The sequence below is a fragment of the Polyangium sp. 15x6 genome (assembly GCF_029960785.1).
In the GTDB taxonomy this organism is placed as follows: Bacteria; Myxococcota_A; Polyangia; order Polyangiales; family Polyangiaceae; genus Polyangium.
In genome coordinates, this window is sequence record NZ_JASBQE010000007.1 from 1 (window position 1) to 14,185 (window position 14,185).

The 14,185-nt window shown below is 68.3% G+C and carries 11 protein-coding genes and 1 pseudogene; 5 read left to right on the top strand and 7 right to left on the bottom strand.

Translation table 11 applies throughout. The features are described from left to right. From QHF83_RS07490 to QHF83_RS07505, 4 genes and pseudogenes are all read right to left on the bottom strand, one after another. A pseudogene (locus QHF83_RS07490) lies at positions 1–1,837 on the bottom strand (hypothetical protein); the annotation flags it as partial. A gap of 129 nt (positions 1,838–1,966) precedes the next feature. Further along, positions 1,967–3,139, bottom strand: coding sequence for a YbjN domain-containing protein (locus tag QHF83_RS07495; RefSeq protein ID WP_282417070.1), 1,173 nt, complete (start codon positions 3,137–3,139; stop codon positions 1,967–1,969). A 145-nt stretch (positions 3,140–3,284) separates the two neighbouring features. Continuing rightward, positions 3,285–5,120, bottom strand: a complete 1,836-nt coding sequence (locus QHF83_RS07500) for a VWA domain-containing protein (protein ID WP_282417071.1) — start codon at positions 5,118–5,120, stop codon at positions 3,285–3,287. An 85-nt stretch (positions 5,121–5,205) separates the two neighbouring features. Then, positions 5,206–6,552 carry a hypothetical protein gene (locus QHF83_RS07505; RefSeq protein WP_282417072.1) on the bottom strand — a complete coding sequence of 449 codons (1,347 nt, stop codon included), beginning with the start codon at positions 6,550–6,552 and terminating at the stop codon, positions 5,206–5,208. 155 nt (positions 6,553–6,707) lie between these two features. On the opposite strand from QHF83_RS07505, the gene QHF83_RS07510 reads away from it, so the two are divergent. After that, positions 6,708–6,998, top strand: coding sequence for a DUF485 domain-containing protein (locus QHF83_RS07510; protein WP_272418172.1), 291 nt, complete (start codon positions 6,708–6,710; stop codon positions 6,996–6,998). Beyond that, positions 6,995–8,560 carry a sodium/solute symporter gene (locus QHF83_RS07515; protein ID WP_282417073.1) on the top strand — a complete coding sequence of 522 codons (1,566 nt, stop codon included), beginning with the start codon at positions 6,995–6,997 and terminating at the stop codon, positions 8,558–8,560. Before QHF83_RS07510 ends, QHF83_RS07515 begins: the two co-directional genes overlap by 4 nt. A gap of 3 nt (positions 8,561–8,563) precedes the next feature. Here QHF83_RS07515 and QHF83_RS07520 read toward each other — a convergent pair whose 3' ends face one another. Further along, positions 8,564–9,160, bottom strand: a complete 597-nt coding sequence (locus tag QHF83_RS07520) for a Uma2 family endonuclease (RefSeq protein ID WP_348980428.1) — start codon at positions 9,158–9,160, stop codon at positions 8,564–8,566. 68 nt (positions 9,161–9,228) lie between these two features. Next, positions 9,229–10,359 carry an aromatic ring-hydroxylating dioxygenase subunit alpha gene (locus QHF83_RS07525; RefSeq protein WP_282417240.1) on the bottom strand — a complete coding sequence of 377 codons (1,131 nt, stop codon included), beginning with the start codon at positions 10,357–10,359 and terminating at the stop codon, positions 9,229–9,231. Between the two features lie 191 nt (positions 10,360–10,550). On the opposite strand from QHF83_RS07525, the gene QHF83_RS07530 reads away from it, so the two are divergent. The 3 genes from QHF83_RS07530 to QHF83_RS07540 all read left to right on the top strand — a co-directional run bounded on the left by QHF83_RS07530 (position 10,551) and on the right by QHF83_RS07540 (position 13,521). Next, a complete protein-coding gene (locus QHF83_RS07530) occupies positions 10,551–11,234 on the top strand; it encodes a hypothetical protein (RefSeq protein ID WP_282417074.1) in 684 nt (227 codons plus the stop codon). 65 nt (positions 11,235–11,299) lie between these two features. Next, on the top strand, positions 11,300–12,355 hold the full coding sequence (locus QHF83_RS07535; protein WP_282417075.1) for an OmpA family protein: 1,056 nt from the start codon (positions 11,300–11,302) through the stop codon (positions 12,353–12,355). 38 nt (positions 12,356–12,393) lie between these two features. Continuing rightward, the gene (locus QHF83_RS07540) at positions 12,394–13,521 is read left to right on the top strand and encodes a hypothetical protein (protein ID WP_282417076.1); all 1,128 of its coding nucleotides are present in this window, start codon (positions 12,394–12,396) and stop codon (positions 13,519–13,521) included. Between the two features lie 4 nt (positions 13,522–13,525). Here the strand turns inward: QHF83_RS07540 and QHF83_RS07545 are convergent, their stop codons facing one another. Beyond that, positions 13,526–14,182: a hypothetical protein gene (locus QHF83_RS07545; protein WP_282417077.1), complete on the bottom strand. Its 657-nt coding sequence runs from the start codon at positions 14,180–14,182 to the stop codon at positions 13,526–13,528. Between the last annotated feature and the right edge of the window lie 3 nt (positions 14,183–14,185).

Sequence of the window (14,185 nt, forward strand, 5' to 3'; positions counted from 1 at the left end):
GCGTCGGCGAAGGCCCGAGCCGCTCGCGCAGCGCGCTCGCCCGCTCGGCCGCCTCGTCCGGCCGGCCCGAGCGCGCCAGGACGAACGCCGTCAGGCACGCCGCCGCCGCTTCCGTCTCCCGCTGCGCCGGGCTGCTCCCGCCCGGCGTGGACAGCGCCGCGTGGCTGAGCGCCGCGAGCGCGCGCGCGTCGTCGCCGCGCTCGATCGAGATCACGCCGAGCACGAGCGCCGCGTCCGCCGCGAGCGCGCGCAGATCCACCGAGGACGTTTGACCTGCAAACTTCCACTCTCCGGCGAGCTCCAGCGCGGCCGAGAGGCTGTCGGTCGCGAGGGCGAAGCGCTCGCGGGCCGCGTGGCGCTTGCCTCTGCGGTAGAGCGCGAGCAGCACGGCCTCGAAGATCTCGGGATCCTCGTGCCTGCGGTCGTGGAACCGCCGGACGACCTCGTCGTACTCGCCCGTCTCGGTCTGCGCCGAGAGGTCGCCGAGCGCGAGGAACGCCTTCGCCGTCTCCTTGCTCCCTCGCTCGTCACGCACCGCCTCGCGCACGATCGCCGCGCAGATCTTGGCGGCCTCGGCGTTCCTCCCCTGCGCCCGGAGCGCCATGGCCTCGGCCAGGCGCTCGGCGTGCTGGGCCGAGAGCTTGCGCGACGAGAGCGGATCGGGCCGCGACGGCCGATCCGTGGCGCTCGTCGGGCGGCTGCCGGACGTGGTCCCGGGCGGCGACGACAGCCCCGGCGAGCTCGGCCTCTCCGTGGGCACGACGCGGATGCCTTCCGCGGGCGTCGCCTGGGGCGCCGCGCGGCGCGCCTCGATCGCCGAGAGCAGCTCCGCCGACATGGGCCGCGCGCGCGCGCCGACCTTGATCGGGCTCGTCTTCGAGAGGCACTGCACGAAGCGGAAGTAGGCGTGCGAGAGCCCCTGCGGATCCGACGTCGGCTCGACCTCGGCGGCGAGGCGCGGGGCGGGCTTCGTGGTGCTGCGCTGCGGGATCTGCGCGAGCTCGAGGTAGAGCGAGAGATCACACGCGGGCAGCGCGAGCGTCTGCCGGAGGAGCGCTTCGAGCCGCGGCCGCGCCTCCTCCACGAACGCGCGACCCGCGGACCCGTCGGCCACGTGCACGAGCAGCGGGAACAGGTGGATCGGCCGATCCGTCGAGGCGATCGCGCGCCTGCCGTGCGCCCAGGCGCCGAGCTCGATGGCTTCTTCGAGCGACGCGTCGTCGAGCACCACCACGAGCTTGTCGGCGAAGTGCGAGGCGAGGAGCGCCGTCGTCTCGGTCTCGCCCGTCGGCGCGTCGAGGAGCACCGCGTCGTAGCGCCCGCGTAGCGCTGCGGCGATCTCTTCGAGCACGCCGGGGAATGCTTCGAGCCCGTCGAGCGGGCGGTTTCGCTCGCGCGGCGTGTCCTCGCCGCCGACGGGCAGGAAGTGAAGCTCCACCGTCCGGTCCTCGGGCAGACCGGGGTAGCGCAGGGGCACGCGCCGGATCGTGGCCTCGTTCGCCTCGATGATGCGCTCGACGAACTCGCGCGCCGCGCCGCCGCCGCCGGGCCCGCGCGTCGCCGGGAAGCGCCGGGCTTCTTCGCGTACGGACGCGAGCAGATCGACGACGCCGGGCGCGGGCCGCGGCCTCGGGGCGCTCGACGTGGCGGCGCGGCGCTTCGTGTCGTCCGGGAAGTACCGCGTGAGCGTGGGCGAGTCGACGGCGAGGTCGACGACGAGGACCTTGTCGCCGCGATGGGCGAGCAGGGCCGCGACGTTTGCCAGGGCCATCGCGCGTCCCGCGTCGCTGCGGGCCGACGCGAACACGGCGAGGTAGCCATCCCGAACGGTAGGCAATCGAAAACCCTCCAGCGGCCTACTTTCGCATGTTGCGGCCGCGGTACAAGAGGGTCTCTAGCGGCAGCCGTGCTCCCTGGGGGTTTGGGGGCGCAGCTCGGCTTGCCGAGCGTAGCCCCCAAGCGCAAATCAAAGTGCCCCGGATTCCATCGCCGCCTTCTCGGCTGCGCGCACGGCCGTCTTTGCTTTGGCCTTGCCGGCGATCACGCGCGCGAGTGCGTCCGCGTAGACCTCGGTCGTATCCATCGCGTCGAAGATCATGTTCCGCACGAGCAGCGCCGAGAGCGGCTCGTCGGTGTAATCGAGGGCGACCTTGAACCGGACGGAACCGTCGTCGAAGTCCATCTCGAAATTGCCATCGCCCATGCCGAAATTCGCGCGCGTGACGAACTCGGCGAGCTCTGTGCGGAGCTCCTTCTTCGCCTTCGGCTCGAACATCACGTACACGACGACCCGCTCGAGCTCCTCGGACAGACGGACCGCGAACGACTCCACGATCCCCTGGCCCACGGCGGCCAGGTAGTCGATGTACCCCGCCTCGTCCTCGGAAAGCGCGAACGAAAAACCGGAGGCCCCGAGCACCTCCTCGACGACCATCCGGGCCGTCGGCGGCGCTTCCTCGACCTTGGCGGCCTTGGCGGCCTTGGCGGCCTTGCGCCCCTTCGTTCCGTCCTTTTTGGCTTCCATCGTTCCGGTCCTCTGATTTTCCTCGGCCTTGCGAATCGTGTCGAGCAGGTGCTGCGTGTTCGGGCGATGGTGCCAGTCGGGCGGGGCCATCGCGAGGGCGCGCTCGCAATCCTCCACGGCGCCCGCGAAATCCGCGCGCAGGGCCCTGAGCGCGGCCCGCTCGCCATAGGCGCTCGGCTCGTCCGGCGCAAGGCGAATGGCCTCGTCGAGGTCGGCGATGGCCCCCGCGAGATCCCCGTGCCGCTGCTTCGTCAAACCACGGCGCTGCCAGGCGGGCGCGAATTCAGGCGCCATCTCGATCGCCTTCGTGTAATCGTGGAGCGCGCCGTGGACATCACCGGCGAGCGACCGGGCATTGCCGCGGTTGTACATCGGCGCGTGCTCCCCGGGCGCGAGCTTCATGGCTTCCGTGAAATCGGCGATCGCGCCGTCGAGATCGCCCTCCTCCTGCTTGCGATTGCCACGATTGTTGATCACGGCCCAGGGAGGCATCCCGCCCTCGGGCGCCTCCTTCGTGACGATGGGCCGCGTCGGAGCGCGCTTCGTGGTTCGTTTCGCCGGAGTTTTCCGGGTGGTGCTTTTCGTCGCGGGGGTTTTTTTCGTCGAACGCGGCATGGATCGGCGGAAGCGTACCCCCTGGGAGGGGCCGAGGAAACATTTTTCCCGAGCTTCCTCGCGCGCCGCCCGTTCTTCCGGTCCCGCCCGGATGGCGGGACAAACGGGGCGCGGCGCCCGAGCGAGCGCCGCGCCCGGCGTGGTTTTACTGAATGAGCCGCTTGATCTCGCCGCCCGCGATGTACGAGCCGCCGCCCGAGGCCTCGACGACCTCGTCGCAGACGTAGAGCACCCCGAGCTCGCGGATGCTGCGCGGGAAGCGGATGTTGTAGTCCGGGTTGTAGCCGTCGCTCACCACGCGCGCGCGGAGCTTCTTGCCCTCGGGCACGCATTGCACGAGCACGCCGTCGCCGATCTCCGTGCACGTCGGCAGATCCGCCGCCGTCGCCGGCGTCTTCGCCGCCTTCGAGGACGACGACGCCCTTCGGCTCGACCCGCCCGAGCTCACGCTCACGGTCTCGCCCGGCCGGAGCAGCCGCTTGATCCAGCCTGCCGCGCGGTAGAAGCTCCCGTCGTTGCTCCCCACCACGTTCTCGACGAGGTACGTCACGCCCTCCTGCCGGATCGCGCGCGGGAACTGGACGTTCTTCGACGAATCGAAGCCGTCCGAGATCACCTTGATCCGGAGCTTGCCGCCCTCCTTCTCGCAGCGCACCACCACGCCGCCGTCCGCGCTCGTGACCGTGGGCAAACCCGCCGCGCTGCCGCCGGCCGTGCCGCGCTGCGCGAGGTCGCTGCGGTTGCGCGTCCCGGCCTGGTACGACTGATCGCGCAGCTCCTTGCGGAGCACGCCGTCGTACGACCGCTTCTCCAGCCGGTCGGCGAAATGCTCGAGCTGCTCGATCTCCTCGGCGAACGCGAACTGGTTCGCGAGCGGGCTGTTCCGGAGATCCTCGGCCATCTTCCGCAGCTTCTGCGCCGCGTTCTTGAGGTCGCCCTTGTCCGCGAGATCGACCGCCTCGTCCTTGAGCTTCGCCGTCTCCAGGCGCCGCGCCTCGCCGATGACGTTGATGTCCTGCGCCGCCGCGGCCGCTTCCTCGGCCGTGCCCGCGTTCACGGTCACGACAAACTCGCCCGACCCGTCCTTGATCGAGCCGTCCACCACCGTCTGGTACTGGAACTGGACGGACGCGACCTTGATCGTCCCGGCCTTCGTCGGCTTCACCTCGAGCTCGAGCGCGAGGACCTTGTCCTCCACGGCGTACACGTCGCCGAGCGTCACTTCGAGCTCGCTGCCCTTCTCCTGGATGCGGTACTTGTTCAGCACCCAACCGTGCTCCACGACGTCGTCGGGCCGCACGCTCACCACGAGGTTCTGCCCGATCACGGAGGACAAACCTTCGAGCTCGATCTTGAAGACCTGCTCGACGTCCTCGGGCGACTCGATGAAATAGAAGTTGCCCTCGGCCTCGCGGGCCATGCCGATGAGCAGGTCCTCGTTGAAGCCCGAGCCGAAGCCGAGCGTCGTGGTCACGACGCCCTCGCCGGCCTTCTCGCCGGACGTCTTCTTCAGCACGTCGGGATCGGTGATCCCCATGTTCGCCTGGCCGTCCGTGAGGAGCAGGACGCGGTTCACCTCGTCCTTCTTCGCGTGCTTCTTCACGTGCTTGACGCCCTCGAGCCAGCCGCCCGAGAGGTTCGTGCAGCCGCCGGCGCGCGCCTTGCCGATCTTGTCCTGGATGCCCTTCTTGTCCTTGGCGAGCACCGGATCGACGATCGTGTCGGCGCTGTCGTCGAAGATGACGACGCTCACGCGATCGTCTTCCTTCATCTCGCCGACGAGCGCCTGCGCGGCCTTGATGGCCTGCCGCAGCGGCGTGCCGCCCATCGAGCCGGAGCGATCGAGCACGAGGCTCAGGTTCAGCTTCCTCCTCGGCGCGTCTTCTTTTTTCCCCTCCGCCCCGAAGCGGACGACGAGCGATAGCTTGGTGGATTCACCGACGACGATCGTCGGCTTGCTCAATGCGTAGGTCGCTTTCACGGAGTTTCCCCTCTGGACGCCCGAAGTGGCCGCCCGCGCGGCCTAGAGAGGTATCACAAGGTGGCCAGGGCGGAAAATCAGGATCTCAAAGAGGGAACAAGACGAGCATGGGGGAGAGCACGTCCGAGCCCGCCTTTTCGTTCCCCACCTGCCCCGAGATGTTGCTCCCCCAGCAGGAGACCCGGCCCTTGCTCGTCCGCGCGCACGTGTGGCGCGATCCGGCCCCGATCTCCACGACGTCGGGCAGCTCCACGGGCAGCGGCAGGTACGTGGTATCCATCGTCCCATTGCCGAGGCGCACCACCGTGCTCGACACGTAGGGCTTGCCTTCCGAGCCCGAGACGCTCGCCGTGTGCTGGAAACCCGCGGAGACGGAGATCGGCGAGGGCAGCGCGGAAGGATCCGTGGGCGACGTGCGCCAGGTGAACTCGCCGTCGATCCCGAGCTGCCCCTGATATCCGTTGCCCCAGCAATATTGCTGCCCGCCCTTCAAGGCGCAGGTGTGCTCGAAGCCGGCCGAGATCTGCTCCACGCCGGTCAAGCTCACGACCTTCGGCGCGGGCTGATCCGGCCCGTCCCCGATCCCGAGCCGACCATAAAGTCCGTTCACGCCCCAGCAATGGAGGGTCCCGTCCTTTTTCACCGCGCACGTGTGCTCGTTGCCCGCGGAGACGTGGGCGACGTCCGTGAGCGCCACGAGCGACGGCATCTCGACCTTCTCGCTCGGCGCCCCGATCCCGCATTGCCCCATGTCGTTCGCGCCCCAGCAATAAAGCTCGCCCTGGTTCGTCACCGCGCACGTGTGCCGCCCGCCCACGCTCACCTCCTTCGCGCCGACGAGGCTCACGACCGTGGTGGGTTTGTCTTGCCAGTTCCCGCTCGCCGTCCCGAGCTGCCCGCTCGTGTTCCAGCCCCAGCACTGCACCGTCGTGTCCTCGAGGACCACGCACGTGTGCGCGACGAGCTGCTCCGTGCCGGCCGCGTTCATGAAGAGGCCGCCGCCCGCGTCGAGGTGGATGGCCTTTCCGTCGACGGCGACCTTCTGCGGCGAACCCTGGTTCAGCGTGCCCCCGATCCCGAGCTCGTACGACGAGTTGTTCCCCCAGCAATACACGTCCCCGAGGGCCGTCCTCGCGCACGAGTGGTGGTAGCCGAGGGCGATCTGGACCGGATCGTTGCACGTCGAATCGACGCACTGGAGCTGGCAGCGCACGCTGCAGCCGCCGCAGTTTTCGGGATCGTCCGTGACGGGCGTCTCGCAGCCCGGCGTGCCGTCGCAATCGGCCATCCCGGGGTCACACGCGGGAGCGCCGCCGCCACCCCCCGCGCCGCCCGCGCCGCCGCCGCCCGCACCGTAATTGCGGGTCTCAGGCGAACACGCGACCAGGGCGAGGCCGACGACGAGGGCGTTTACGGAGAAAGCATTTCGCATGATGGAACCTCGGAGCCAACAGAAAGCCGACCCCGGTATGCTCTCGTACGGCAACCCGATTGTCAACGTCCGCCCTCGCTGCGAGCATGAAAGGCGCCGCGAAAAACCGTCGAGGGTGCGACGAAATCACGTAGGCTGAGCGCCGAGGTGAGGGCATGAACGAGAAGGATCTTCGCCGGGTTGCCGCGGCGCGCGACCGCATCGCGCTCGTCCTGACCGCGGCCACGATGTTCGCCTATTTCGGCTTCATCCTGCTCGTGGCCTGGGGCAAACCCCTGCTCGGGAGCCTGCTCGCGCCAGGCTTGAGCCTCGGGATGCTACTCGGCTCCCTCGTGATCTTCCTGTCCTGGGTGTTCACGGGCGTCTACGTTTACTGGGCGAACCGCCATTACGACGTCCACGTCGATCGCATCGCCGGCAAATCGAAGAGCGGGGGCGGCACATGAACGGCGTTCGAACATCGCTCGGCGAGACGAGCGGCACGGCGATCGCGTTTTTCCTGCTCTTCATCTCCGCGACGCTCGCGATCACGGGCTGGGCCGCGCGCAAGACGAAGACCACGAGCGAGTTCTTCGCGGCCGGCGGCAACGTGAGCGGCTTGCAGAATGGATTCGCGCTCGCCGGCGATTACATGAGCGCTGCGAGCTTCCTCGGCATCGCGGGCCTCGTGGCGACGAGCGGCTTCGACGGCCTCATCTATTCGGTCGGCTGGCTCGTCGGTTGGCCCGTGGTGACGTTCCTCATCGCCGAGCCGTTGCGCAACCTCGGCAAGTACACGTTCGCCGACGTCGTGGCCTATCGCCTCAAGAAGAAGCCTGTGCGTATCGCCTCGGCGATCGGCGGGCTCACGGTGATCAGCTTTTATCTCATCGCGCAGATGGTCGGCGCGGGCAACCTCATCAAGATGATGTTCGGCCTGCAATACGAGACCGCGCTGCTCATCGTGGGCACGGTCATGCTGCTCTACGTGCTCTTCGGCGGCATGATCGCGACGACGTGGGTGCAGATCGTCAAAGCGGTGCTCCTGCTCGGCGGGGCGACGCTCCTCGCGGTCCTGTCGCTCGTTCCTTTCGGGATGAACCCGCTCGCGCTTTTCGCGAAGGCGGCCGAGACCTATGGCCCTGAGGTCCTCGCGCCCGGCAAGCTCGTGTCGAGCCCGCTCGAAGCCGTCTCGCTTGGCCTCGCGCTCATGTTCGGCACGGCCGGCCTGCCGCACATCCTGATGCGCTTCTACACGGTGCCCGACGCGAAGGCCGCGCGCGCGTCCGTGTTTTATGCGACGGGCTTCATCGGCTTCTTTTACCTCGTCACGTTCATCCTCGGCTTCGGCGCGAGCGTGCACGTGGGCCGGGCGGCCATTACCACGGTCGACAAGGGCGGCAACATGGCCGCGCTTTTGCTCGCCGAGGCCGTGGGCGGTCGTCCTTTTCTCGGGTTTGTCTCGGCCGTTGCTTTTGCGACCATCCTCGCGGTCGTCGCGGGCCTGACGCTCTCGGGCGCGGCGGCGCTGGCGCACGACCTCTGGGTCGGCGTCATTCGACACGGGAAGGCGGACGAAAAAGAGCAGCTCAAGGTGGCGCGTGTCGCGACGATCGTGCTCGCGGTGGTCGCGATGGGCCTCGGCCTGCTCTTCAAGGGTCAGAACGTGGCCTTCATGGTCGGCCTCGCGTTTGCGGTCGCGGCGAGCTCGAATTTCCCGGTCCTGCTCCTGTCGATCACGTGGAGGAAGTTCACGACCCGGGGCGCCGTGAGCGCGATTGTGGTGGGCGTCGTCAGCGCGCTCGTGCTCATCTGGATGTCGCCGACCATTCAGGTGGATCTGCTCGAGAACCCCACGGCAATCCTGTCCCTGAAAAACCCGGGCATCATCACGGTGCCGCTCTCGTTCGTCGTGGGAATCGTGGTCAGCCTGCTTTTCCCGGAGCCCGAGGCCGAGGCGAAATATGCCGAGGTCGAGCGCCGCATGCACCTCGGCGCGGAGGAGAGGGAGCCGGTCGCGGCGGAGTGAGCGTTACGCGCTTTCTTTCAAGGGGTTGTGATACACCTCGTCCAGATCGAGCTTGCAGCCGATCGAGGTGAGCTCTGCGAGCCCTGTCTCCGCCGTGTCGTGGTAGCTCCACGAGCCGTCTTCATTGCGGCGGAATACCTCGATCAGCCTATCCTCGGACGACACGAGCACGTACTCCCTCAGGGACGGGATCTGCTTGTAATGATGGAATTTGCGGCCCCGATCGTACGATTCGGTGCTCGGGGAGAGGACCTCCACCAGCACGACGGGGTTTGTCATCGTGTTCTCGTGCTCCGGATCCCGCTCCAGCTTCCCGCATACGACGCTGAGGTCCGGGTACGTTGCGAGGCCCGTGGCGAGCACCCGAACTCGGACGTCGGAACTGAACGTCTCGCAGGGGCGTCCTTCGAGTTGGATGCCCAGAAGGAGTCCCACCCTCATCGTGAGACGGCCGTGCTCCAGCGTTCCCCCCGCCATCGCGACGATCTCGCCGTTCCGGTACTCGTGTTTCGTCTCGGCCTTCTCCTCGAACGCGATGTACTCGGCGAACGTGACGAGCTTGCGAGCGGCCTCTCCCATGTGCGGTGCCTCCTTGCTCATCGCCCTACCACGCTCCTCGCCCCGTTCAAGGTTTTTCCAACTGGAACCCGTTTTACCTTCTCGAACCCCTACACCAGCAGTTTCACCGTTTCTTCATGAACATTTTCGCTCGTCGACACATCCCCCCGCTCGGCCTTCCGCATCAGCCGCCAGATGTGCCGCCCGAGCACGTCGATCTCCGTCGACGCGTATTGCTCGCCCCCGAACCGCTTGATGTTCTCCGTCTGCAACTTCAGGAGCGCCGCGTCCTGCGCGAACACCTTGAGCCCGAGCGGCATCAGGAACGGCTTCAGCAGCCAGCCCGGGAAAAGCCGCACCCGGAAGCTCACCACCGCGTAGATGTGCGTCAGGAAGTCCGTCACCGGCGTCATCGCGGCCGACACCAGAAAATGGTTTTCCGTGCCAATCCTGTACTCGACCTCCGCGATCGAGGGCAGGATGAACCGATCGAAATGCGTCACCTCCCCGCCCGACGGCGAGAGGATCCGCGCCACGAGGCCCGTCGGGCGCGGCTCGCCCACGTACTCGGCCACCACGCGGTCGTGCGTGCGCGTCACGCGCGCCTCGATCTGGATGCCCCGCGGCTTCGAACGGAACAAGCCCCGGTGCAGGTACTGCGTGTGCGGCACGTCGAGCGCGTTCTCCAGCGCCGCGTGCATCGTGCTCTCGGACTCGACCCGCCGCCGCACCGTCGTGTACCCCGCGCCGAGCTCGGGGAAACGGTACGGCTCGGTCTTCGGCGTCTCGTTCGGCGCCCCGTACACCCACACGAACCCATCCTGCTCCCGCGCCGCGTAGCTCGGCGCGTTGCGCGCCTTCGCCGTGGCGTCGCCCACGAGCGACGGGACGAACTTGCACGTGCCCCCGCGATCGAAGCGCCAGCCGTGGTACGAGCACTGGAGCTGCCCCTCCACCACCTCGCCGATCGAGAGCGGCACGTTCCGGTGCGGGCAGCGGTCGAGGAGCGCGCCTGGCTTGCCCTCGCCGTCGCGGAACAGCACGAGCGGCACGCCGAGCAAGGTCCGCGTGATCGGCCGGTCTCTGAGCTCGTTCGACGTCGCCACGACGAACCAGTGGCCTTGAAGGCGCGCCACCGAGGCCCGCACCTTCGCCCGCGGCGGCGCGAGCAGGGCCTCGGCCGGGACGAGGGGCGCGTTCTCGGAAGGCTCGGTAACGACGTCGTGATCGTCGGGTCCCATCACGCTCGAAGCCTCCCCACTTTCGGCCCCGATGGCAAGCGCCCTGCGCCCCCCACCTCGCTCCGGCTCGGCCCGTGTGTGCGATTTGTCACGATGTTTTTACCCGCGTGCCTTTCCGGAGATCCCACGCTTCTGGGAGGTATGTTATGCGATCATCCATGAACCGGACCTTTTCGCTACTTCTCTTGGGCATGGGAATGGTCGGGCTTCCGTGCGTCCTCGGCGGATGCGGCAGCGACGTCTCGGATACGACGAGCGGCACGTTCACGGGCAGCACGGGGACGGCCGGATCCGGCGGGACCGGCGGAATGGGCGGCACGGGCGGGACCGGCGGCGACGGGGGCATGGGCGGCGCGGGCGGCGGAATGGGCGGGGCCGGGGGCTCGGGCGGCGCGGGCGGCGGCAGTCCGGCGTGTGTGCAGCCGGCGGACGGATGCGCCGCGTGCATGTTTCAGCAGTGCAACGTCGCCTACTGCGACTGCGCCGGCGAGGCGTCCTGCCTCGGAATCATCCCCTGCCTGGAGGCGTGTCCGGCGATGGACGAGGCGTGCAAGCAATCCTGTTATCAGAAAAATTCGCTCGGCTTTGGGGAGTTCCTGATCACATCGAACTGCGCGAGCACGCTCTGCGCGCCCTCGTGCCCCGGCGCGGGGATGATCGGCGCCTGCGAGCTCTGCCTCGCCCAGCAATGCGAACAGCAGTTCGAGTCCTGTGTCGGCAACCCCGAATGCCCGGCGCTCATCGACTGCCTCCAGGGGTGCCAGGACAACTTGGCCTGCCAGCAGACGTGCGCCGCGCAGCACGCGGGCGGCACAAACCAGGCGCAGCAGCTCAACCAGTGCGCCACGATGAGCTGCGGCAACGTATGTAACTGAACGTCACCTCGGCTCTTTACTTCCCAACGGCGCAAAGGACGGCTACGCTCCGCGGTCGCCGCCCCATGTCTCTTCGAAGAACCTTCGCTCATCGACCCCTCCTCGCCCTCGTCCTCTCGCTCCTGCCCGTCGCCTGCGGCTCCGGTTATGCGCCGCGGCCGATGTACGGCCAGGCGGATCGAGGCGCCGACACCGATCAAGACGGCGCCGCCGACATCGACGACGCCTGCCCCGCGGAGGCCGAGGATGGCCTGCCGCCGAAGGCGAACGACGGCTGTCCCGCGACCGATCCCGACAACGACGGCGTCCTGCTCGCCGACGACAAATGCCCCTACGCGAAGGAGGACGGCCTGCCGCCGAAGGCGGAGGACGGTTGCCCCTCGGACGACGAGGACCAGGACGGCGTCGCCAATGCGAAGGACAAGTGCCCCGTCCAGCCCGAGGACAACCTGCCGCCGAACGTGGGCGACGGTTGCCCCTCGCCCGACGGGGATCAGGACGGCGTCGCCGACGTGAACGACAAGTGCCCGAAGCAGCCCGAGACGATGAATGGGTACCGCGACGACGACGGCTGCCCCGACCAGGCGGCCGGCGAGGTCGCGTATGACGAGAGCTCGCACGAGATCGTCATCCCCGAGACGAAGAAGGTCGATTTCGAGCTCGATTCGGCCGAGCTCACCCCGGCCGCGAAGTCGACCGTCGCCGAGATCGCCAAGGTGCTGAAGGAGGTCCCGCAGATCCAGCGCATGGAGATCGAGGGGCACGCGTCGAGCAAGGGCGACAAGAATTACAACCTGAACCTCACCGAGCGCCGCGCCCAGGCCATCGCGAACGCGCTCGTGGCCGGCGGCGTCGATCGGAACCGGCTCGTCCCGGTCGGTTATGGGGAGTATTGCCCCGCCGTCGATCGCGGCGACGAGGTCGACGACCCCGTCAACCGGCGCGTGCTGCTCAAGGCGGTGCAAGTGAACGGCGTTTGGCAAGACGTACCCCGCGGCTGCTGGCGCGCGAAGGCGGCCGGCATCGACCCCACGAAGCGCAAGCCCGGCGTGTGGCAAACCCCGTCGAGCCAGCCGTCTTCGCCGCAGACGCCTTACGTCCCGCCGGCCGGCGGCGCGTGAACGAGCATCGTTTTCCTGGTCCATCGAGGAGCTTTCTCATGTCTTTCCTGCGTCGTTTCGCCTCCCTCCCGTTCGTCGCCGCGCTCCCCCTGCTCGTGGGCTGCGGCCCCTCCCAAGCGCAGATCGACCCGAAGAACGTGGTGAACGTCTCGGTCCGGCCGGCGTCGGGGCAATTGCTGTTTTGCCCGGGCGACGCCTTCCAGGTCGAGGTCGTCGCCAAGCTGAAGGACGGCTCGTCCTGCAGCAACGTGGACCCGAACAAGGGGTGCATGGGGCAAAAGGACACGGTCATCTCCTCGGAGATGGTGCGCATTCAGGGCAGCTCGGGGGTCGTCGGCGGCGGCAATTTCATCTGGGTGCCGGAGAGGGACGTGCTCAAGACGGCCGACACGGGCATGGGCCTGCGCGGCTGGCTGGAATCGGCGACGAGCGGCAAATCAATGGAGGCCGAGGCCCAGCTCAAGCCTGTCTACGATTGCCAGATGGAGCAAAAGCTCCGCGGCTGGAAGGGCCGCGAGGGCGAGCCGGGCGCGCCGGGGCCGGAGCTCACGGTCGCGATCACCACGCTCTCGACGCCGTTTTACCCCGACGCCGCGCTCGTTCGTATCGATGTGCCGGGCAACCGTTTCTACATGATCAGCCCCTCCGCGGACAAACCCGTGCAGATCACGAGCATCGGCGGGGAAGGCGGTCAGGGCAGGGAGGGCGCGCCCGGCATTCCGGGCAAGGACGGCAAGGACGCGACCGAGGAATGCGCCGAAGGCACGAACGGCACGGACGGCACGGACGGCGCCCCCGGTGGACGCGGCGGCGACGGCGGTCCCGGCGGCTTGATCAAGGTCATCCTCGACGACGCGAACCCGGACAAACTCAAGGGGCGTCTCTTGCTGCAGAGCGTCGGCGGGCCGGGCGGCGATCGTGGTCCCGGCGGCAAGGGCGGTTTCGGCGGCAAGGGCGGCAAGGGCGGCGCGCTCCGGGCAGGGGATGCCACCTGCAAGCCGAAGGACGGCAAAAATGGGCAGCTCGGGCGAAGGGGCCCGAGCGGCGATGCGGGCCGGCAGGGTCCGTCGGGGCCTGCGCCGGTGTTCGAGATGGGTCAGCGCAAGGTGATGTTCGCGAACGAGATCTCGATCATCCAGCGGATCGAGGCGGGGAAGGCGCAATAACCCTTCAGAAGACGAGCTTGCCATCGCCGCTGGCGAAGGGCTCGCGCTGAAAGCGGCCGGAGATGTTCCGGCCGCTTTCGGCTTCCGGCAGCTCGATTCGAATCACGGCCGGCACGCCCGGCACGATTCGCGTGAGATCCGCGCCCGCGGTGAGCACGGTCTTCATGCGTGTTTTCCCGTCGAGCCAGAAGCTCAGGTCCTGCTCGGGATCGCAGGGCTCGACCCAATCGATGGGCGCGGGGCCTCGATTGTCGAGCGTGAGCTCGACCGTCCCTGCGGAGACGGGCCGCAACGTCGCCACGTAGGATTTCCGGTCGCCGAGGACACGATATTCGACGACGTTGCTCTCCGCGCCGCCCCAGCGGCATTGTGCGCGGTAAAGGCCGACGTCACGCATGCTCCCGCACGCGGAGGAGGAGACGACCATTTCATGGACGCCGCCCGGGGGAATCTCGATCTCCTCGGGCGGAAAGGGCCACGGAGCACGAGGGAGGAAGGGGAGCCACTGGCCTCGCTCGTCCGTCGTGAGCAGGCTCATCCCGTCCGGCTTCTCGCCCCGGGCCGGCGTCGAGCCGTGGTTCTCGATCCGCAATCGGAGCTGGATCGAGGAGGGCTGGAGCGCGTAGGGCGTGTGCGCGTGGAGAGAGAGCTCGAGGGACACGGT

Coding starts and splice junctions, on each gene's coding strand:
- QHF83_RS07510 (WP_272418172.1), top strand. CDS start 6,708: ATGAACGAGAAGGATCTTCGCCGGGTTGCCGCGGCGCGCGACCGCATC.
- QHF83_RS07535 (WP_282417075.1), top strand. CDS start 11,300: ATGTCTCTTCGAAGAACCTTCGCTCATCGACCCCTCCTCGCCCTCGTC.
- QHF83_RS07540 (WP_282417076.1), top strand. CDS start 12,394: ATGTCTTTCCTGCGTCGTTTCGCCTCCCTCCCGTTCGTCGCCGCGCTC.
- QHF83_RS07525 (WP_282417240.1), bottom strand. CDS start 10,359: ATGGGACCCGACGATCACGACGTCGTTACCGAGCCTTCCGAGAACGCG.
- QHF83_RS07520 (WP_348980428.1), bottom strand. CDS start 9,160: ATGAGCAAGGAGGCACCGCACATGGGAGAGGCCGCTCGCAAGCTCGTC.
- QHF83_RS07515 (WP_282417073.1), top strand. CDS start 6,995: ATGAACGGCGTTCGAACATCGCTCGGCGAGACGAGCGGCACGGCGATC.
- QHF83_RS07530 (WP_282417074.1), top strand. CDS start 10,551: ATGGGAATGGTCGGGCTTCCGTGCGTCCTCGGCGGATGCGGCAGCGAC.
- QHF83_RS07505 (WP_282417072.1), bottom strand. CDS start 6,552: ATGCGAAATGCTTTCTCCGTAAACGCCCTCGTCGTCGGCCTCGCCCTG.
- QHF83_RS07495 (WP_282417070.1), bottom strand. CDS start 3,139: ATGCCGCGTTCGACGAAAAAAACCCCCGCGACGAAAAGCACCACCCGG.